Genomic DNA, 20,457 nt, shown 5'->3' on the forward strand with positions numbered 1-20,457 from the left:
CCATGCTAGAGCGAATCATTCGCGCGTCCATCGCGCATCGATGGCTTGTGCTGCTGCTCGTGCTGGCGCTGTCCGGCCTGGGCATCTGGAACTACAGCAAGCTTCCCATCGACGCCGTGCCTGACATTACCAATGTACAGGTACAGATCAACACCGAAGCCCCTGGCTATTCGCCACTGGAAGCCGAGCAGCGCGTGACTTTCCCGGTTGAAACCGCACTGGCCGGGTTGGCACGTCTGGAGTACACACGCTCAATCTCGCGCTACGGCCTTTCGCAGGTGACCGTGGTATTCGAGGATGGGACAGATATCTACTTCGCCCGCCAGCAGGTTGCTGAGCGTCTGCAGCAGGCGGCCTCCCAGTTGCCCAATGGCCTGAAGCCAACACTGGGACCGGTTGCCACGGGCCTGGGCGAAATCTTCATGTACACCGTGGAGGCCGAACCAGGAGCTGAGAAAACCTGGACGCCAATGGCACTGCGTACCCTGCAGGACTGGGTGGTACGCCCGCAGATGCGGCACCTGAAGGGCGTGACCGAGGTCAACACCGTGGGCGGTTACGTCCGCCAGTTCCATATCACGCCAGACCCCCGCAAGCTGCAGGCCTATGGCCTGACCCTGCAGGACGTCATGGAGGCCGTTGCCCGCAGCAATGCGAACGTCGGTGCGGGCTACATCGAGAAGAGCGGCGAGCAATACCTGGTACGCGTGCCTGGGCAGGTTGCCGACATGGACGGCCTGCGCAAGATCGTGGTGGCCAATCGTGAGGGGCTGCCGCTGCGAGTAGGCGATCTTGCTGATGTCCACGAAGGCACCGAGCTGCGGACCGGCGCCGCCACCAAGGATGGCAAGGAAGTTGTGCTTGGCACGGCCTTCATGCTGATCGGCGAGAACAGCCGGGCCGTTGCCCAGCGCACCGCTGCCAAGCTGAAGGAGATCGACGGCACGCTGCCCGAGGGCGTTCGTGCACACCCGGTGTATGACCGAACCGAGCTGGTGGATCGCACCATTGAAACGGTGAAGAAGAACCTCCTGGAGGGCGCGCTGCTGGTCATCGCGGTGCTGTTCCTGCTGCTGGGCAATCTGCGCGCCGCGCTCATCACCGCTGCGGTCATCCCGTTGACCATGCTGCTAACGATCTCCGGAATGGTGCAGAACCGGGTATCGGCCAACCTGATGAGCCTCGGTGCGCTCGACTTTGGCCTGATCGTGGACGGCGCGGTCATCATCGTGGAGAACTGCCTGCGCCGCTTCGGTGAACGCCAGCATGCGCTGGGACGCCTGTTAACGCGCGAGGAGCGATTCTCCCTGGCCGCTTCGGCAAGCGCCGAGGTCATCAAGCCCAGCCTGTTCGGTCTGTTCATCATCGCGGCGGTGTACATCCCGATCTTCGCGTTGTCGGGTGTGGAAGGAAAGATGTTCCATCCCATGGCCTTGACCGTGGTAATCGCCCTCACCGGTGCCATGGCGTTGTCGCTGACGTTCGTGCCGGCTGCCGTGGCGCAGTTCGTCACCGGCAAGGTGTCCGAGAAGGAAACCAAGGTCATGCGTGGCGTAACCCGCCTGTATGGCCCTCTGCTGGAGCGGGCGGTCAGTGCCCGTAGGTGGGTGGTCGGCGCAGCGGTTGCACTTACCGTGGTGGCCGGCATCGGTGCCAGTCGCATGGGTACAGAGTTCATCCCCAACCTGGATGAAGGCGATATCGCCCTGCACGCGCTGCGCATCCCCGGAACCAGCCTTACCCAAGCCATCGGCATGCAACGCCAGCTGGAAGCTGCCATCAAGCAGTTCCCTGAAGTCGACGAGGTGGTGGCCAAGATCGGTACTGCCGAGGTGGCGACCGACCCGATGCCTCCGTCGGTCGCCGACACCTTCATCATGCTCAAGGATCGGGACCAGTGGCCGGACCCGCGCAAACCAAAGGCCCAGCTGATTGCCGAGCTGGAGAAGACCGTCAGAGCCATCCCCGGCAACAACTACGAGTTCACTCAGCCGGTGCAGATGCGCATGAATGAGCTGATCGCCGGCGTGCGCGCGGAAGTGGCGATCAAGCTCTATGGCGACGATCTGGATCAACTCGCACAGATCGGCAGCCAGATCGAGGACGTTGCCAACCGGATCACCGGCGCAGCGGACGTGAAGCTGGAGCAGGTCTCGGGCCTTCCGTTGATGACCATTACGCCTGACCTGGACGCGTTGGCGCGCTATGGCGTGGCAATCGACGATGTGCAGAAGACCGTATCGGTCGCATTGGGTGGGGAGTCCGTTGGCCAAGTATTCGAAGGTGATCGTCGTTTCGACATCGTCGTGCGGCTGCCCGAGAACCTGCGTCAGGACACGCGCACGCTGGAATCACTGCCTGTACCGGTGTCAGGTTCGACAGAGGCCGATGCTGATCGCGGTTTCGTTCCGCTGGGGCAGCTGGCCAAGGTTGAGGTGGCTCCAGGCCCGAATCAGATCAGCCGCGAGAACGGCAAGCGGCGTGTGGTTATCACCAGCAACGTCCGCGGACGCGATCTCGGCTCGTTCGTCGAGGAGCTGCGCGCCGCCGTCGGAGATGAAGTCCAGCTGCCTGAAGGTTACTGGGTGGAGTATGGCGGCACGTTCCAGCAGCTCATCTCGGCCAGCGAGCGGCTGATGGTGGTGGTGCCCGTAGTGCTGGTGATGATCTTCGGCCTGCTGTTCATGGCGTTTGGTTCGGGACGTGATGCCGCCATCGTTTTCAGCGGCGTGCCGCTCGCCCTTACCGGCGGTGTGGCGGCTCTGTGGCTGCGTGACATTCCGCTGTCCATCTCGGCCGGTGTCGGGTTCATCGCGCTTTCGGGCGTGGCGGTACTGAACGGCCTGGTGATGATCAGCTTCATCAAAAGCCTGCGGGAACAGGGTGTGCCTCTCCACCGCGCTGTCAGCGAGGGGGCAGCGGGACGCTTGCGACCTGTGCTGATGACTGCCCTGGTCGCCAGCCTGGGCTTCCTGCCCATGGCACTGAACGTCGGTGCCGGCGCTGAAGTACAGCGTCCTCTCGCCACGGTGGTCATCGGCGGCATCGTCTCGTCCACGCTTCTGACGCTGCTGGTGCTTCCTGCGCTTTACCGCCTCATCCATCGCGAGGGCGATACGTCCAAGGATGAAGCCGAATGACGCTTTCCCTTTTTCCAACGTTGAGGAACCTACGCTTGATTCCGTTGAACAGACCGTTGTCGTGGCTCCTCCTGCTGGCCGCGCTGTTGATTCCCTGGGCTGCGTTCGCCCACGGTGTCAGTGAGGGTGACCAAGCCTTCCTGGAGGACAGCACGGGCACCCAGCTGATTGCATTTACCTACCTGGGTGCCAAGCACATGGTCACAGGGTACGACCACCTGCTGTTTCTGTTCGGGGTGATCTTCTTCCTGTACCGGATGCGTGATGTCAGCATCTACGTGACCTTGTTCGCCATTGGTCACAGCACGACGCTGCTGCTGGGCGTGTTGGGTGGCTTCCACGTGAATGCCTACGTGGTGGACGCCATCATCGGACTGTCAGTGGTCTACAAGGCACTGGACAACATGGGGGCGTTCAAGCGCTGGTTCGGCGTGCAGCCCAACACCAAAGCAGCCGTGCTGATCTTCGGCTTCTTCCATGGCTTCGGATTGGCAACGAAGTTGCAGGATTTCACCCTGTCCGCTGACGGGCTGGTGCCCAACATGCTGGCGTTCAACGTCGGCGTGGAGCTGGGCCAGCTGCTGGCCTTGGCCGGCATCCTGATTCTGATGGGCTTCTGGCGTCGCCTGCCGTCCTTCCATCGGCAGGCCTACAGCATCAATACCGTCCTGATGTGTGCCGGCTTCGTGCTGATGGGCATGCAACTGACGGGCTACTTCGTTTCCTGACCTTTGATCGAGGCTTTCAATGTCCATTTCCATCAATCAGCAACTTCCCAGCACTCGCCGACTGCTCAAATCGACCGCGCTCGCCGTGGCGGTCGCTGGTGTGATTCTGATCACTACCGTACTGCCCGCCGAGTACGGCATTGACCCGACTGGCGTGGGTCGTGCCCTCGGTTTGGATGCGCTGGCCGCGAGCGGCGATTCCTCCGCATCTGAAGCCGTTCCTCAAACCTCAAATGGGCGCCCGGAAGCCATTGCGGCCTTGTCCGAGAAGGCCAAGGTCGCCTTCGGAGAGAACAAGGGGCAATCCCTTGATCCAGCGGCTGTAGGTTTTGGTTCTGGCGCGCTGCGTCAGGACACCATGACCATCGAAATCGAGCCAGGCAAAGGCATGGAGCTGAAGTCCCACATGACCACGGGTGCAGGAATGCTGTTCCGCTGGACATCCAGCGCTCCGGTTGCCGTGGACATGCATGGCGAGAGACCTGACGTGAAGGGAGCCTGGACCAGCTACGCCGTAGAGGGCGCCCAATCGAAAGCAGAGGGGACTTTCATCGCTCCCTTCGATGGAACACATGGCTGGTATTGGCAGAACCGAGGTACCTCGCCGGTGATCATCACAATCGAACTGAATGGCTATCAGGCCGACCTGTATCAGCCGTAACACCCCCGGCATTCCGCCGGAACCAACCCAGGAGTCAATCCATGAAACTGCGTTATACGTTCGCTGTATGCCTCGTTGCCGGCCTGACATGGTCCTCAGGCGCATCTGCCCACGATCCTGCCTTGCATGCCGATCCGGTGCCGGCCGCCGCGCCACAAGCTAAGCCAAAGACGTGCGAGCAGCTGGCTGATCGATCGAAGTACAAGGTTGATCTGAATGACTCTCAGACCAAGGCATTGAAGGAGCGTTGCGACGCCGAGGCGGCTTCGGGCGCTAAGAAGAAGTAAGCGGTGGGCAATGTGGCCCGGCTGTAAGTGTCGGGCCACATTGATGCAGAAGTCGCAGTGCAGGCACCGTGTGCTGGGACGTCCGTTTCTGGCCGAGATCGGACATTGCCCGCCTCGTTGAGCCGTACGCCTTGGCTGCTTAGGGTCTCTTGCACTCGGTGCCGATCTGCTCAGTGAGAACTGTCAGGGACTGCTGGAATGCGGCGGCGAATTGCTGGCTGCCCTCCCTCTCGTGGCTATGGGCGATCGAGGGGAGCAGTCTGGTCCACGTGTCGAGCAGAATCACCGGGTCTTGGTGTGTTAGAAACGAAACCCGCAACCCATACTCCATTGCTTTGAGGTAGCCGCGGTGCATCTCAAGTGCGGCCTCGCAAGCGTGGAGGCGCTCAAGGATTTCTGTGATCTCGGAGGTCATGGCAGTCTGGACAGGCAAGGGGTGGGAAGGCGATAGTTTGCGAACATCTGGACGAGTCCGCCATGAGCATCCTCAACCTTCTGCTCACTCGTGATCACCTTGTCGTCGCCGTGGATACCTTGGCAGAGGATGCTCTCACAGGGGCACATTCCGCCGGGGCAAAGCTGCTGCTGATCCCTCAGCACAACCTGATGTTTGCTACGCGAGGTTCTACGCAGTTCTTCCTTCGCATTTATGAGCTGGCGCTGCAGGCTAGCTACCGCGCAGATTTCACAATGGAACAGTTATCTGCCGAGCTGGGGTTGGTGGTGGACCAGCTGTGGCCGAACTACGAGAAGGCGGCAGCCGAGGCAGGATTACCGATCGAGCAGCTCGGGACCGAGTTGGTGTTTGGTGGCTGGTCGTCGAAGAGCGACCGGATGATGGCCACGGCATATGCCAAGAGCGGCAGCCAGCACCCTTGCGTGGTCCAGCCGATCCGGGGGCAGCTGGCCTCACCAGGCGAACCGCTCCGGGCCGTGATTCCTAGCATGGCCCAGAAGGATCTGCTGGCCCACGCACGCCTGCAGGCCAGCTACCTCAATGAGCAACTTGGCCGGCGAGTGGCGGGAGGCCGGTTGCTGGCTGGGTTCTTGCAGAAGGGACAGGCCGTGCTCAAGGATCTTGGAGAGATCTAGGTCGTTGGCGGCAATCCGGCTAACGCCAGAATCCGCCCGCCCCTTATTTCTCTTCTCCGCGGGACCAGTAGGCTCAAGGCTAGTCGTGGATAAGAAAGATCTATCGGGGGAGGGGGCTATCGTCCTCTGACCGAAGCCGGGCATTGGTCAGTCGCCCGATACTGACTTGCGCCGGCTGCTGCCGCGCCCTCTCCTAACGCGACGATCCTCAGCAGCGACACGTTGGGGTTGGTCTTATCAGAAGGACAGGAAGCTGATCAGTGCTTCCCTAGAGGTGATGTGAGGCAGATGCCCAGTTGTGCAGGAACTCCTCTTGCTCCAATGTCTCAACGGCACCAAGGCGTACCATTCTCACGCGCCTGATCGCATCCTCGCTGCTCAGGGAAGTCTTGGTGCTGAGGAGAAGCATGCAGGCGACAGTGCCTGCTCTGCCAAGTCCGCCCTTGCAATGGACGACAACCCGTTTGCCGTTAAGTAGCGCGTTGCAGATGGACGTCTCCAACTCCTTCCATCGCTGGAGGAACCCGTAATCGGGCGCGGCGCCATCCACGATCGGCAGTCCGTACCACCGTAGACCATGGTCTGCTGCACGCTCTGGCAGAGCGGCGATCTGAAGATCCTCGAACTCCCAAGGCTCAATTAGACTGATGAGATGACTTGCGCCCCATGAACTTATAGCTTGAAGGTCCATATCCAAGTCTCGCGACCACGATCCGGTCATAGCTGTGACTTGATGCTTGCCAGGCGCGAACGTCACCCCGATGGCCCCACCGCAATGGCCAACCGGGAGAGTCGCAATCTGAAGGGGGTGGGAAAGACTGGTTCTAGTCACGCTGACTCCGGCGATTGAATGGCGCGCTCTGTCATGCAGAGAACCTAGACGTGGCTTCGTCTGCGGCTCTGGCGCGATGGCTTCGATTGATGCTTAGTCAGGCGAGCTAGAAAGCAGCGACACTCTCTCCCCGATGCGTCGCTGGGCGGCCTGCAACCCACTGTCATCAGCAAGGTACGGTGATGCGAATAGCGGGGCCTCAACCCAGAACTTGTGTTGACCCCGGTGGATGTAGGGGCGGTGGTCGTCAAGCAGCAGAGCTTGGCCAAGTAGTGGAGACACGAATCGAAGGTCCTTGGTAGGCCCAGTCCATTCGACGTAGCGGACCCCTGTGAACCAGCCAGGCACATGGCCTTCCTCAGCCAGAAGTAAGGCGATTCTTAGCGACATATGCCGAGATACCGTTGTGAAAAGCACAACCTCATCAAAGGTGGTTCTAGCATAATCTAGGAAATCCCGAAGTCCTGGTCGAGGAATTTGGCTGACCGCATTGGAGATCAGGGTTCCCTCGAGATCGAGGGCGAGGATACTGGGGCGCATGCGATAGGAGCCTATCTACGTTTGAGTGCGTCGTAAGAGACGCGATCTGAGTCCTGGCCCCTCTTGCTGCCGAGCCAGAATAGGAGGGGCGAGCCAGTAGTCGTCGCCAATAGGCAGTAGGCACTCCAACGCGACATCGACCATCAGCGGTCGCCGCCATGCAGGGTCCGGCAGAAAGCAGTAGTCAGACTTGCTTAGCGTTCCTGATGCTTGCTTGCGAGATAGCCAATCTGCTCGACCGCGTATCTCGCGGCTCAGCACGGTCAATGCTGCGGATTCGTCGCCGCCGGTGCTTAAGAACTCACTCGCAGCTCCCCGGACTGACGACCAAAGCACGTATCGCTTGCGTCCCAAACTCAGCTCACGCCATTCTCTTTCCTGTACACATAGGATCTCCTCGGCGTGTTGAGTACGGATCCGATGCTTGCGTAGCAATGACACGAGATAGGCAGCAGCTTCGCGGTCGGAAAGCTGACGCCAGAGCCACTGTCGGTCCTGTGCTCCAAGCGAGGGGCGCCATGCTCTAAGTGCATGGGTTAGTGAACTACTCAGGTCGTCAGGCAGCTGACTGCTCTCCCGATAGCTCCAGCTAATAGGGTCGTAAAGAGATCGCCTTGTAGAGCCATTTGACGAGCTCGTCTCAGCTAGGACCCCCGCTGTCTGAAGGAACAGCAGCAAGTGCTGCGCAACTGCTGTGTCAGCGGCCACAGGTGCGGAAATCGAAGTGGAGCGCTCGAGCGCACACCACGCGCACGCGTAGAACGGCCCAAGCGATACTAGCAGCGCATCGAGGTCTGGCCACGGAGGGATGAGGGTCTGTTGGTCACGACCATAGATCACTCGATCCCCGGCAGTTCAACCGGCTCTGATGCTAGCAAGCCACCGGAAAGTCGTCTACACAATTTTCATGTAGTGCCCGGCTCGGCCATAGATTTCGTTCCGCTCCTCCAGGCGGACCTGATGGCTACCAAGACGATCTACCAAAGTGCGTACCTTCGGTTGGTCGGCCTGCTCCGCGAGCGACGTGAGTCGTTGGGTATCAGTCAAACCCGGCTAGCCGCTCATCTGGGGTGGCCTCAGCAGCGAGTCTCTTCCGTTGAGTCTGGGGCCCGGCGCTTGGACGTATTGGAGTTCTGCCTCATCGCCGCTGCCTTGGGGTTCTCTCCGGCTGAGGTCTCTGATCAGGTCATGAAGATGCTACAGAGCGTGCGCGGCAGCCAGATTAAGGACCGGCACTAGCGAGCGACGGTGGTGATTGCGTCAAGCCAGATGATTCATGTGGGCTCTTTCTGCGGGGGCCACCTGTGAAGCGAAGAACCTTCTTGGTTGAGCTGCTGCCAACGTTCGGCCTTGTCTGATCAATGACTGTTCTGGTTCGAGTTGCCTCGCGACCAATACGGCATGCTCATTGCTATGCAACCGCAACCAGCCGACTCAAGGTAGCTGGCTGCCGGCATAGTGCGTGCACAGTTTAGAGGGGGCCCCATTCCGTTCGTCTCCAGTGCTCACGGACCGCGGCAAGGTCGATTAATTGGCCGCTGCACATCAGTGCCAGCGCGATAGCACCATTGAACGGACGTCCGGTATTCGGCCGACGTATCCAGCCATCGGCGTGTCGCTGATCGGAAAAGTGTTGTGCAGTGCAGCGTGAATGCCAATCAGGTAGCTCACGCGCTCAAGCGTCTCTGGCCGGGTAGCATCGGATGCGCTTGAATATGCGACAGCAAAGGCGATCTCAACCGGCTGCCAAGGAGCGCGCTTTGCTCTTGATCGGTCAAGGACCATGCCATCGCGATCTGGCGGAAGGTTTGGCGAGCGGCTTCCGCAAGTCTGACCACCTCTGCATTAGAGAGTTCGCCCATGGTAGCTGCCCTTAAGGTCGCTTCCCGCCATGCTACGCCGGTTTGAAGGATCCAGAGCCATCATGGATGGCGGGCGTGGTGGGCATGGCGGGCATGGCAGGTATGGCAGGTATGGCAGGTATCGAAACAGTGCCCAGCCGGACACCAATGAAGCTGCTGGTGCCGGGATGAGTCGTACAATGGCAAGGAACGATACGGAGATCGGGCTTGACTGGAGACCTGTACCTGAAGGCGATTCTTACGAGAGAGGCCGTCGATACGTCCTTGCTCTCCCCTGCGTTCTTAGCGAGGGCAACGCTGACCCCGGTGATCAATGCCTGGGGCGGTCGGTACGTGCAGTCAGTAACTCCAAGCGGATCCTTCGCGAAGGGGACAGCCAATAAGAGTGGCACTGATGTGGATCTCTTTATTTCCTTGCGTCCTTCGACTCCCGATAGTCTTAAGCAGATCTACCTGACGCTCTTCAACGCTCTGACAGATGCGGGCTACGTTGTGCGTAAGCAGGATGTGTCTCTGGGCATTCGGGTGGCTCAGATTGATGTGGATCTTGTGCCTGGGAAACAACAAACGGCGCTCACCACAGACTATAGTCTCTATCGCAGCCGGGCAGATACTTGGACGAAGACCAACGTTCAAACCCACATTGACGTAGTACGCGCGGCCGGCATGCAGCCTGAGACAAGGATCATCAAGCTCTGGCGGGATCAAAACAGGTTGGACTTCCCATCGGTCTACCTTGAGTTGGTTGTGATCCGGGCGTTGCAGCTCAATTTCTCCGTTAGCTTGGCCGAGCGCGTTCTGGTGGTGCTTCGCTTCTTGGCCAATAGTTTCGTAGCCGCTCGGGTTACAGACCCCGCTAACGCGAACAACGCGATCTCTGATGATCTTACGTTTGCAGACAAACTTGCGATTGAGCGCGCCGCTCAGGTTGCGCTTGCGCAAGAGACATGGGGCAGCATCGTCCAATGAATCAGCCATCACTTCCCAACCTTCTGGATCACTTGCACGAGCAGGTGGAGGCCGCGCTCAGAACTGCCCGCCTTGCGTTGCATCACCCCACCGACAAGGGAGATGCAAGTGAACAGGTCTGGATCGATCTGCTAAGCAGCTACTTGCCCAAGCGGTACGTGGTCAGCAAGGCCCACGTTGTGGATAGCGAGGGGAACTTCAGTCAGCAGATCGACGTGGTTATACACGATCGCCAATACTCCCCATTGGTGTTCACCTACTTGGGGGTGCACTACGTTCCTGCGGAGAGTGTGTATGCGGTCTTTGAGGCCAAGCAGGTAACGAGCGCGGAGACTATCGGCTATGCGCAATTCAAGGCAGAGAGTGTGAGGCGCCTGATCAGAACCACCATGCCGGTGCCTACAGTCGATGGTCCCAAACCAGCGAAGGAGCCGGCTCGCATTCTCGCCGGGTTGCTGTCATTGAGCTGCCCGTGGGTGCCACCGCTGGGACAGACCCTGGCCGACCATGTTCTTGGTCAAGCCGGGAATAGACAGCTGGATATGGGCTGTATTGCAGATGCGGGTACGTTCTTCATGAACGATGAAGGCGCGCTCGAACGGCAGGCTGGGCCGCGGGCAACCACAAGGTTCTTGCTTGAACTGATGGCTAGGCTGCAGGAGCTCGGAACGGTACCGATGCTCGACATTCGTAGCTACGCCAAACACATCCCGTAGATTGGCAAGGGAATGCCTGCCGCTGGGGCATGCGGTCACAATGGCGCAATCTGCGCACCAGGCTTTGGGGGTTTCTCTCCTTGGCGATGAATGCTCCTTCATCGTGCATGCCAGCGTAGCGGTTGCCTCGCACATGCTCTGGCCATAGCTGTCCAGGAGGGCCACAAAGTCCAAGTGAGGATCAACTTCGTCGGCGGGCCCGATGTCGGCGTACCAATCAAAACGAAGTCCTTGCTCCATGCCTTGGCGAAGGCGAGCGGGTAGCTTTTGAGCAGATTCCCAACGCTGGAAATGCCAGTGGCAAAGTTGCCCAGCGCGAAGTCGCGAATCGCTGTGTGTCCTGCCTAGGGGTAGACCCAGTAGCTAAGGCGGACTCCATGAGGAAGACCGGAGTCGGGGTTGAAGAGGTGCCTGCTGAGGCGCTCGTCGTTCCTTCCGCGGCCTACGGAGCAGATGTGCCCGAGGATTCCTCGAACTACCTGCTGTGGGCGTATCCCCATTGATTGATAGTAGGTAGCATTTTGGCGATCGGTAGGGTCTGCGTCGTACCACCGGTGGGGGAGAGGTCGAGTGGTTCCCTTCACCTCATGGGCTACTCGACGGCGCAACACCGGCCGCGGAACTGACTAATAATTTTGCCGGCGTGCTTCGGGGTGCTCGTACCTAGTGCGAAATCGATGATTGATGGGCAGCTGCTGTGACGACGCTGAGTGGTCCAAAGCGGCCGATAGCTGTGACGCGTGGGTCGGCATCTTGTGATGGGCTCCGACGTTACGAAGTACTGTATGGATAAGCCCAAGCTCGCGTCCAACGGTCATTCAAAGTGAGGAGCAGGGCGCGACCTCAATGTGTATTTCGATGGTGAGTTTAGCCACGGCACATGGCAACACCGTAGTAGCTTCCGGGCAGATCCCCGAGCGCAGCGAAGAGTGTTCCGAACAGGGCCATTGTGAAGCCGGTCTGATTGATGTGTTGGCGAAGTGTTGTCCCGTCGCTCAGCTCATGGCAGACCTTTGACTGATCAGCCGCAATGTATCCCTGCACAAGAACTGACAATCCGATGTAAATCGCTCCGATTCTCTGCGGCCAGCACAGATCACCGAACAGTCTCGCTACTAGTACGCAAACTAGCGGCATTCCGAAGGCAAGCAGAAATGCGAGGGGAATGATGTACTTTCGGACGGGCTTGGTTCCTGGAATGCTCACGGCAATAGCTAAGATTACTCAGTGACCCCTTTGGGGGCTGTGGCAATCATAAAGTATCCGTCGCGACTGCTCGGTGCTCTTTGCCGTCTGCCGTGAAGAACTGGTCGGCTCGATTGGTCATCCCTGACGACCTAAATGCCTATATGGTGAGATTCCTCACAAAAGCAGCCACCAGCTGGAAGCGCGCCGGGTACTGCACGCTGCGTGCCGCGCGGGCGATGCGGATGTGGCCGGATTCCAGCGGCTCTCGCAGGGTTTCCAACGCACTGCGGTTCCACTCTGGTAGCTCATCCAGGAACAGCACGCCGTGATGGGCCAGCGAGATCTCGCCGGGGCAGGGCGGATTGCCCCTGTCATTTCCTACGATTACCGCGACTTAGCTCTTTACAGTGCAAGGGCTTTTGGATCATGCTCGCCCTAAATTAGCACGACTAGATATCACAATAGACGCGACTACGAACCAGATCACCACCAATGACGCGACTGAACTCCAACATTCCCGCTCGACCTTTGAAAAACAGCCGCCGCGCCCTTACCGGAAGGCTGAATCTGGCCAATGGAGGCATGGCGGGCTTCGAGTCATCGCTTGAGCGAGACTGGCTGCGCGTACTGGATTTCAACCCACTGGTGCAGGCAATTCGCGAGCAACCGTTCACGATCTACTACGACTCCCAGGACGGAAGGCGGCGTTACACGCCCGATGTCCTGGTAGAGCTGCGGGAGGAAAAGCGGGTCCGAACCTGCGTCTACGAGATCAAGCCGCTCGAGCAGCTTCGAGCGGAATGGCAGGAGCTTCGCCCGAGATTCAAGGCGGCGGTGGCGCACTGCAAGCGCCAGGGCTGGCAGTTCAAGATCGTCACAGAGACCCACATCCGGACTCCGACGCTGGCCAACATCAACTTCCTTCGTCGCTACCGCTCGATGGAACCGCTGCTGGTCCGGCAGGCGCAACTGAAGTACACCGCCTCTGTCCTTGGGCCAACGACGCCTCAGGCCCTGCTTGCGGCTGCTTACTGGTCAGCCGAAGAGCAGGCCATGGCTATCCCGGCCCTCTGGCAGTTGATCGAGCGCGGCGAGCTCATCGCTGATCTGAACAAGCCGCTGACGATGTCTACTCCCATTCGACTGGGCGCCTGAGTATGTCCCTCTCCAACTTCTTCAAAGTGGAACCCGGTGCTGAAGTCTTCGTGGGGCCTCGCAGGTATCGGGTCACCCACATGCTTTCCATCGACAGTGTCCTGGCAGAGGATCTGGACACAGGCGTGAGTGCAAAGCTGCGGATTGAGACACTCTCGACCATCGTTGCCGCCGAGTCGGCTGCTGACGCCGGCGGCTTTCCTATCCATCAGTACTCAAAGGAAGAGTGGTCTGTCGCGCAGAAGCGGTTTGAAGCGCTGCGCCCAATGATTGACCACCCGGTTAGAACGCGTATTGAGGTAGCAAAGCTCGCCGCTGCAGCGGGCGTCCACGTAGCCACCTATTACAAGTGGCTTGCCGCTTACCACGATGCAGGTCATGTAGCGGCCTTGGTACCGCGCAAGCGTGGAGCTGTGAAGGGCCAGAAGCACCTTGCTGCTGATCAGGAGCTGGTGATCAGCAGCGCTGTGGAGGACATTTATCTAAAGAAGCAGCGCCACTCGCCAAAGGAAGTGGTCGAGGAGGTCTTGCGTCGTTGCAAGGTGGCAAAGATCAGTCCGCCGGCACCGAGCACTATCAGGCGCAGACTTAAGGAGATCTCACCCGCCATGGCTCTGCGTCGCCGCGGCCACCGCGACAAGGCGCGTGACAACTACGAGCCAATCCGCGGTTCTTTTCCGGGCGCAGACTTCCCCTGGGCCGTTGTACAGATCGATCACACGCCGCTAGATGTTATGGTGGTGGATAGTGTCTACCGTCAACCCTTGGGTAGGCCCTGGCTGACTCTGGCCATTGACGTATACAGCCGTATGGTCGTCGGTCTCTACGTGACCATGGACAAACCGTCCGCTACCTCGGTGGCCATGTGCATTTCTCATGCGATGACGCCCAAGACGGACTACCTGGCTTCCTTGGAGGTTCAGGGCGATTGGCCTGTCTGGGGCCAGATCGGAACGCTGCATGCCGACAACGCCAAGGAGTTCAAGTGTAAGGCGGTGACCCGCGGCTGTCAGGCAAACAGCATAGACATGCAGTGGCGCCCGGTTAAGAAGCCGCACTACGGGGGGCACATCGAGCGCTACATGGGTGTAGTTGCCACAGAGCTCAAGAAGGTACCTGGTGCTACGTTCTCGAACACCCAGCAGCGGAAAGGCTACGACTCCGAAGCCGAGGCGACGCTGACCATGAGGGAGGTCGAGCAGTACCTTGTGGAGTTCATCGTCAACAACTACCACCAGCGACCCCATAGCCAGCTCAACGATGCTTCACCCTCCAAGGTCTGGCGTGAGGGTGTGCTTGGAAGTGCGGGAAAACCTGGCATCGGCTACCCGCCTATGATTCAGGATGTTGATCGACTGCGCATGGATTTTCTGCCGTACTACAACATCACGGTCCAACGATCGGGCGTACGGCTTGAGAACGTCTTCTACTACGACCCGGTACTGGATCCCTACATCGGGGCGACCATGCCCGACAATCCTGGTCAGAAGCGCAAGTTCCTGTTCGCCCGAGATCCGCGCGACATCAGCCAGATCTACTTCCTGGACCCTGCTGCAGAGCGATACACGCCGATTCCTTATAGGACGCTTTCCCATCCAGCGATCAGTGCATCCGAGCTTCGAGAGGCAACCCGGCTGATCAAGGAGCAGAACAAGGGGGAGGTCGACGAGGAGCGGATCTTCAGCAGCATTCAACGCAACCGAGAACGCATTGATGCTTCGGCAGCTAGCACGAAAGCAGCTCGGCGTCAGGTGGCTAAGCGGCCCAGTAAGAAGCCCGGTAAGGCCGATGATGCAGGTCAATCTCCAGCTAATCTTCCAGCTGCGGCGCCTATTGCGATGGCACCAGATGCAAACCTTTTTGATCCCGAGGTGGACGTGTTTGAAGTGGGAGAACTGAGCTGATGAGCGCGTATCCGCATCTGCTTGAGAAGGTGGCCGGATACATGGAGGCCTCGATACCAGAGCGCGTGGAGTTCACCCGTAGCGATCGATGGATCGCTTACCCGGTCGCAAAAGATGTTCTGGACGATCTGGATCAGATCATCACCTACCCAACGATCCAGCGGCCGCCGTGCAGGCTGATCGTGGGTCGCGGCGACAACGGGAAGACGGCAGTCCTCCGGCAGTTTCATTCTCGGCATCCCATCTTGCTGAGGGAGGATGGCACGACCAATGCGCCGGTGGTGATCATTGGTATGCCAGCCACCCCGGACCTGTCTCAGCTGTGGTCGGAGATTCTGGAGTCCTGTGCTGTGACTCATCGGCGCAGCGACACGGCGTCGTCAAAGTACGCTCAGGTGCTGGCTATCCTTCGATACCTTAAGGCCAGGGTGCTGGCCATTGACGAGTTCAACAATGTGGTCAATGCCCGAAAGGGTGCCGCAGACGTGTTGGCCGGGATTCGAAAGCTCAGCAACGACTTGAACTTGAGCATTGTTGCCGCTGGAACAGAGGCTGCAATCAACGCACTGTCCTTTGATGCCCAGATGCGATCGCGATTCAAGCCGCTTGCGCTTGCCAGGTGGCAGTACGACCGGTCCTACCGTGGCTTTCTCAATACTTACGAAAAATTGCTGCCTCTGGCCAAGCCTTCGGAGCTTGCCAGCGAGCAGTTGGCACCGCTGATCTTCAAGGCAGGCGGTGTTGCCATCGGCGGGACGGTGTACTTGATCAAGGAGGCTGCGGTAATGGCCATTCGCTCCGGCGAAGAGAGGATTACCGCTGAGATCGTGCTGAAGGCGGAAGAGCGCCTGAAGCAGAATTATCAGGGTGTGGTCGCGGCCACATGACATGCGAGCCGGATGGCCACCTCTGGAGCCTGATGAGCTACTCAGTTCCTACTTGGCGCGTTCGGCACAGATTCGCGGCTTAAGCGCGCAGAGTCTTGTCGCGCTGAATTTTCCTGGTTCGGACGTATGGAACCGAGACATAGATGCCAACCCACCCGAGTCTCTTCTGCTGCGACTTGCGCAAGCAACGGACTGTGAGCTGACCGCTGTCAGAGAAATGACGCTGATGGGTATGGGCGGACCAACTGAGACATTGGGAGGAAGTGGTGTGTGCAGGTGGGTCAATGCGATCGGTATCTACCATCGGTCGAGGACGCGCTACGGCCTGTGCTACTGCCCTGTTTGCCTGGATCAGACGCGATACTTCGACAGGCACTGGCGACTGTCCTATTGGACTGTTTGCCCTGTTCACGGCCTTCTGCTTCGTGATGCCTGTCCGCACTGCGATGCGCCTTTGGCACCCCACCGGCAACAGCTGGATATCTGCAGGTGTGTCAATTGCCATCAGCTGCTGACCAGCAGTCCATTCCGTGCTGCGATTCCAACAGACTCTCAGGGCGCAATCACCGCGGCGATGCAACTGCCTGCTCTCCACCGCTATCAACCTTGCCTATCGGCAACCGGCCAGGAGTACGGGGCGGGTATGCACCTCCTGCTTTCAGCCTTCTTGGATGCAAGAGTGCGGTGTTGGGACGCAGTTGGACACGCGAGAGACCGAATCGAGCTTCGGCGGATTCATCAGCGACACCTGGACCTCCAACTTCTGGATGAGATTGTCTGCCGATGGCCGTACTCGATGCTGTCCATGGCTCAACGGTTTCACCTCACCCAGCGTAGCTTTCGCCAGCCTTGCCCTGACTGGGTGGCTCAACAGGTTCGGCAGCTTCCCCTTGGCCGGATGAACGGTCTGGGCTCTCCCAGTCTGACCCGACTGCGACAGGCGAGGGTTGCCCAACTGGGGAGAAGTTTGGGTTGGCGTACCATTCGCGCTCAGATTCTCATTGATATTGCAGGAAAGCGGGATGGTTACTGATAGTCAGGGCAGAAGGACATGCGATTGCTGTGAGCGGGTCATTGCCAAAGCGCATCGCATCTACAAGGGCACTGAATACTGCCAATCCTGCTATGAGAAGCACTTTGTGCCTGGTCGCTGCCCAACCTGTGGTTCCGGCACGCGTTATCACCGTGCCGAACGTGAGCAGCCAGAATGCGAGGAATGCCTGCGCGACAAGCGCCAATGCGGTCGTTGTCACCGTCCTACTCCGCGGGCGGCCTTGATCGTTCAGGTCCAGGTTCCCGTGGGCACCGACGGCAGGCTTAGCCCCGCCCAGTCCATAGCGGTCTGCCCAAGCTGCGTGCCTTACTTCCGTGAGCCTGAGCCCTGCGGGATCTGCGAGGTGCTGAGTACTCGCCTTAGTAGAGCAGCTCATCTCCCGGCGGATGTTCGAGCGTGTCCGGTCTGTGTAAGGAAGCAGAGGCATGCCACCTGCTCAAGATGCCGAAAGCACCGAAAAATTGAGTCGGAGGATGGCGGCCGTCCGCTGTGTAAGGCCTGTTCGGGGGCATCGCCTGTCTCGCACTCCTGTCCAGAGTGCGGGGCTGCCGTTCCTGGTGCGGGTGGACACACGTGCGATTCCTGCAGCATCGCAACGCGATTGACCAGAGAGGTTGAGCTGCGCCTTCCGCACTTCCAACAACAGTGGGTCGCCGACCTCTTCACCGGCTTCGCTCAGTGGAGTCGGATGCGCCGCCCCCGCGATCCTCGCCTTCCTGCCAATGTTGTGCGCTCCCTGGATTTTTTCCTGCAGTTGGATAGGGACATGACTGCACAGCCGCCGTTGCAGGCAGATGATCTCCTACGAGTATTCGACTCAAAGGCTCTGCGCGCAAACCTGAACGCATCAACGTTCCTGCAGCAGCAGTACGGATTCCTGGTGAGTGCCGAGGCGAGGGTTGCGGAGCGGAAAAGATCACTTACTGCATCAAAGCTGGTCGACGCGCAGGGGGAGCCTTGGGAGCTTTACCTTCAGGGCTATGCTCAGAGCCTGTCGGGCCGCGCACCACGTACTGTTGCCCAGTACGTGACCACCGCAGAGGCGTTCTGCCGGCGATTCCAGATCTCTGGCTCATTTGGCCAAGCTGAGTTGGTCGCATTCCTCAGTGACAAGCCCGGGGCTCGGACGAACATCGGGCCGTGGGTTTCTTACGTGCAGAAGGAACTAGGTTGGCCAGTGACGTTGCCTCCAAAGGCACCGGGACCAGTTGCCTTGAAGCAGGATTCCAGGCGATTGGATCGGTTACTCAAGCAGCTTGAAAGACAGGGCGAACCGGACCGAACGCTCTTGACCCAAGCGGTTGCACTCGCTTTTGGCTTCAGCGAACCTGAATTGGCCCGAGAAGTCATCGGTCTTTCAGAGTCAGGTGACTTGGTCACGACAAACGGACCGGTGGAGGTGCCACCTGCACTACGCTTGGTTGTCAGCCACTGGGCCAGGGCGTGCGGTCTACTAGACTAGATATAGGGCCATTGTGCAGGTCCAAGTCCAGGCTTGGCCTTGTCCGAGCGAGTGCCTGATTTCCGATCGCTCGCAGAAGGGTTGTCGCTGCGAGCAGTCCATGTTTGGTAAGCAAGGCGCGTTCTACCTGGGTGGTCTGATGTCCGTAAAGAACTTCTTCAGCCAGCTGAGGTCCCAAGGTCCTTCTCCATTTGCTACGTATCGATGAGTGAAGAAGTGCGCGGCACCTGGCCGGTCGAATTCTCTCTCCAGATTTGCACCACGAGCACCAGCAATGATGTTCAATGCGGTACCCACTTGTTCCTGAGGGTGGGAGCCATCGTCGATCAGTAACGGTGACATCGCGCCTTGGCGGGTCTGAATCTCAATCCAAAAGGCCTTCCTGCCATCGAGCAATGTGATTACGAGGACCAAGGCTGCTCGTTCGAGGCCGCCAGACTTCTTACCTGGTGGGTGAAGGAACTGCCATCCTCTTCGCAGACGTTTTGCCGGCGCTGTGTCACGCTGTAGCTTGTCAAGGAAGTTCCAGCAAGACCGGGCACCGATGGAGGCGACCCTGGTTGAGTCGTCCGGGTAGAGCTCCTTGTAATTCCGTAGGACGCCTTGGCTAATCATCGCCTCCATCGCACGAACCAACTCATTGAAGTGCTCTTCATCCCGGCGGCTTGCCACGTGGCCATTGACAGGCGTGTCCGATCCCTCAGATCCGTCACGGTCGCCTTGCGATCCGTTCTCCGTGTCCGGAGGACTGTTCCTGTTCCGATCGCCCTGGTACTTCTTGCTGTGCCGCTTCTCAAGGTCTATCGCTTCAGGGGCTTGGATCCATTCAAACGAGTCACCGGGAGCCTCGTAGGATTCGTGGTTGGTCGAGCCATTATTGGTATCGGCAATAGGCATGTCATCTGGGCGGCGACCACCATTGCCAGGACTGCCACCGTATGGGCGTGGTCCGCCGGTGACTTGCACGTCTCCTTTCAGTGTTCCGTCATTGACCAAGATGCGTCCAGGCTGCCGGAAGTCATTGGGCAGTGACGTCCCGACCAGTGATGTCACCAGGAACGTGCGCAGTGTCCGGCGATGGTCGGTATGAGGCTTGAGGAAGTAGCCAGCGACCTTGCCGTTGTAAGGTCCAAGTGCAGGATCTAGTGGCAGTCTGGCGTTGGCGAACCAGCTGGTTTCCTTGCCGGGCCGGGTATCCTGGAAGGCCTTGATCATGGGATTGAACAGCGCGTTGGCCTGCGCTTGAGCGTAGTCATAGAAGTGCAGCAACGCCATCTGGTGAGCATCTTCCAGGCGCATGCCGCGTTGCATAACGACGTTGAAGGTATTGAGCTCATCGTTCCGCTCTGTCCTATGGCCGGCAAACTCCTTGTCCAGAAGAAGCGCCCGGTGCTTGGCAGTGTTCCAGTTCGACGAGGTGAAGACGGAAGCCAGGAACGTGGAGCGAGCGTAGAAGCTACGAAAGATCAGGGCACGCGGGATGATGAACTCAATACCCTTGTCCTCCACGATCAGGACCTGGCTGCCGGCGCGGGTACGGTGCCCCAGATGGAGCTGACGGGTGGGAACGGCTTTGATAGGAAAGCCGGATGACCTCATGATCACCGAGTCCAGTGTCAGGTCCGCGCCGTACTTGGCAGACATCTCCCCCTGCGCGATTGCTTCACCCAGATCCAGGTCTACCGCGGGCAGTACGCCGATGCGCCTGCCCTGACGGAAGACCTGTCCCACCCGGAAGTTCGGCATCGCGCCTACTTGGATATGCGCCTCAAACAGCTCGGTGTCTTGCGCGAAAAGACCGGCCACCTCATCTGGGCTCAACGCGGCCGGGTCCACCGTCTGTTCAGGAAGCGGTGCCAGGAAGCAGCAGATTGCGGTGGACGTTGAGGCCTTGTGCGGCTTGTTGAACCGATCCATCCACCGAATAAACCAGAGGCGCGAATCGCTGGGGTGGTGCGTGAGGTCGGTCATGCTTGGCGC

Annotated in this window: 16 protein-coding genes and 1 pseudogene; 12 read left to right on the plus strand and 5 right to left on the minus strand. The window is 59.2% G+C overall.

Annotation, left to right across the window (positions count from 1 at the left end):
- Window positions 1–2 precede the first annotated feature (2 nt).
- From ROV93_RS16510 to ROV93_RS16525, 4 genes are read left to right on the plus strand one after another with little or no spacing between them, the layout of a single operon-like run.
- Window positions 3–3,140: a CusA/CzcA family heavy metal efflux RND transporter gene (locus tag ROV93_RS16510; protein WP_046984180.1), complete on the plus strand. Its 3,138-nt coding sequence runs from the start codon at window positions 3–5 to the stop codon at window positions 3,138–3,140.
- Window positions 3,141–3,196: 56 nt separating this feature from the next.
- The gene (locus ROV93_RS16515; protein WP_197593495.1) at window positions 3,197–3,868 is read left to right on the plus strand and encodes a HupE/UreJ family protein; all 672 of its coding nucleotides are present in this window, start codon (window positions 3,197–3,199) and stop codon (window positions 3,866–3,868) included.
- A 19-nt stretch (window positions 3,869–3,887) separates the two neighbouring features.
- Window positions 3,888–4,529 (plus strand): hypothetical protein, encoded by a 642-nt coding sequence (locus tag ROV93_RS16520; protein ID WP_046984182.1) that lies wholly within the window; start codon window positions 3,888–3,890, stop codon window positions 4,527–4,529.
- 41 nt (window positions 4,530–4,570) lie between these two features.
- Window positions 4,571–4,816, plus strand: coding sequence for a hypothetical protein (locus ROV93_RS16525; RefSeq protein WP_046984183.1), 246 nt, complete (start codon window positions 4,571–4,573; stop codon window positions 4,814–4,816).
- A gap of 139 nt (window positions 4,817–4,955) precedes the next feature.
- Here the strand turns inward: ROV93_RS16525 and ROV93_RS16530 are convergent, their stop codons facing one another.
- The gene (locus tag ROV93_RS16530; RefSeq protein ID WP_046984184.1) at window positions 4,956–5,231 is read right to left on the minus strand and encodes a hypothetical protein; all 276 of its coding nucleotides are present in this window, start codon (window positions 5,229–5,231) and stop codon (window positions 4,956–4,958) included.
- A gap of 62 nt (window positions 5,232–5,293) precedes the next feature.
- Here ROV93_RS16530 and ROV93_RS16535 point away from each other — a divergent pair, with 62 nt between their 5' ends.
- Entirely contained in the window at window positions 5,294–5,908 is a 615-nt protein-coding gene (locus tag ROV93_RS16535) for a hypothetical protein (RefSeq protein WP_046984185.1), read from the plus strand.
- 268 nt (window positions 5,909–6,176) lie between these two features.
- Here ROV93_RS16535 and ROV93_RS16540 read toward each other — a convergent pair whose 3' ends face one another.
- Complete coding sequence (locus tag ROV93_RS16540; RefSeq protein ID WP_049441974.1) at window positions 6,177–6,740, minus strand: cyclin-dependent kinase inhibitor 3 family protein; 564 nt, start codon at window positions 6,738–6,740, stop codon at window positions 6,177–6,179.
- A gap of 1,500 nt (window positions 6,741–8,240) precedes the next feature.
- On the opposite strand from ROV93_RS16540, the gene ROV93_RS16550 reads away from it, so the two are divergent.
- The 3 genes from ROV93_RS16550 to ROV93_RS16560 all read left to right on the plus strand — a co-directional run bounded on the left by ROV93_RS16550 (window position 8,241) and on the right by ROV93_RS16560 (window position 10,827).
- On the plus strand, window positions 8,241–8,519 hold the full coding sequence (locus ROV93_RS16550) for a helix-turn-helix transcriptional regulator (protein WP_046984211.1): 279 nt from the start codon (window positions 8,241–8,243) through the stop codon (window positions 8,517–8,519).
- A gap of 830 nt (window positions 8,520–9,349) precedes the next feature.
- Window positions 9,350–10,111 carry a nucleotidyltransferase domain-containing protein gene (locus ROV93_RS16555; RefSeq protein WP_046984187.1) on the plus strand — a complete coding sequence of 254 codons (762 nt, stop codon included), beginning with the start codon at window positions 9,350–9,352 and terminating at the stop codon, window positions 10,109–10,111.
- Complete coding sequence (locus ROV93_RS16560) at window positions 10,108–10,827, plus strand: DUF6602 domain-containing protein (protein ID WP_046984188.1); 720 nt, start codon at window positions 10,108–10,110, stop codon at window positions 10,825–10,827. Before ROV93_RS16555 ends, ROV93_RS16560 begins: the two co-directional genes overlap by 4 nt.
- Before the next feature lie 1,369 nt (window positions 10,828–12,196).
- On the opposite strand, the pseudogene ROV93_RS16565 reads toward ROV93_RS16560, so the two are convergent.
- A pseudogene (locus tag ROV93_RS16565) lies at window positions 12,197–12,415 on the minus strand (ATP-binding protein); the annotation flags it as partial.
- 161 nt (window positions 12,416–12,576) lie between these two features.
- On the opposite strand from ROV93_RS16565, the gene ROV93_RS16570 reads away from it, so the two are divergent.
- From ROV93_RS16570 to ROV93_RS16580, 3 genes are read left to right on the plus strand one after another with little or no spacing between them, the layout of a single operon-like run.
- Complete coding sequence (locus ROV93_RS16570; protein WP_049462574.1) at window positions 12,577–13,170, plus strand: heteromeric transposase endonuclease subunit TnsA; 594 nt, start codon at window positions 12,577–12,579, stop codon at window positions 13,168–13,170.
- 2 nt (window positions 13,171–13,172) lie between these two features.
- On the plus strand, window positions 13,173–15,074 hold the full coding sequence (locus tag ROV93_RS16575) for a Mu transposase C-terminal domain-containing protein (protein ID WP_049462566.1): 1,902 nt from the start codon (window positions 13,173–13,175) through the stop codon (window positions 15,072–15,074).
- The gene (locus tag ROV93_RS16580) at window positions 15,074–15,961 is read left to right on the plus strand and encodes a TniB family NTP-binding protein (protein ID WP_049462565.1); all 888 of its coding nucleotides are present in this window, start codon (window positions 15,074–15,076) and stop codon (window positions 15,959–15,961) included. Before ROV93_RS16575 ends, ROV93_RS16580 begins: the two co-directional genes overlap by 1 nt.
- 998 nt (window positions 15,962–16,959) lie before the next feature.
- Here the strand turns inward: ROV93_RS16580 and ROV93_RS16585 are convergent.
- Window positions 16,960–17,214 carry a hypothetical protein gene (locus ROV93_RS16585; RefSeq protein ID WP_162292260.1) on the minus strand — a complete coding sequence of 85 codons (255 nt, stop codon included), beginning with the start codon at window positions 17,212–17,214 and terminating at the stop codon, window positions 16,960–16,962.
- Between the two features lie 567 nt (window positions 17,215–17,781).
- Here ROV93_RS16585 and ROV93_RS16590 point away from each other — a divergent pair.
- On the plus strand, window positions 17,782–18,477 hold the full coding sequence (locus tag ROV93_RS16590) for a hypothetical protein (RefSeq protein WP_312540390.1): 696 nt from the start codon (window positions 17,782–17,784) through the stop codon (window positions 18,475–18,477).
- A 123-nt stretch (window positions 18,478–18,600) separates the two neighbouring features.
- Here the strand turns inward: ROV93_RS16590 and ROV93_RS16595 are convergent, their stop codons facing one another.
- Window positions 18,601–20,448, minus strand: a complete 1,848-nt coding sequence (locus ROV93_RS16595; protein ID WP_312540391.1) for a hypothetical protein — start codon at window positions 20,446–20,448, stop codon at window positions 18,601–18,603.
- Between the last annotated feature and the right edge of the window lie 9 nt (window positions 20,449–20,457).

This window comes from Stenotrophomonas maltophilia group sp. msm4 (assembly GCF_032025605.1).
In the GTDB taxonomy this organism is placed as follows: Bacteria; Pseudomonadota; Gammaproteobacteria; order Xanthomonadales; family Xanthomonadaceae; genus Stenotrophomonas; species Stenotrophomonas sepilia.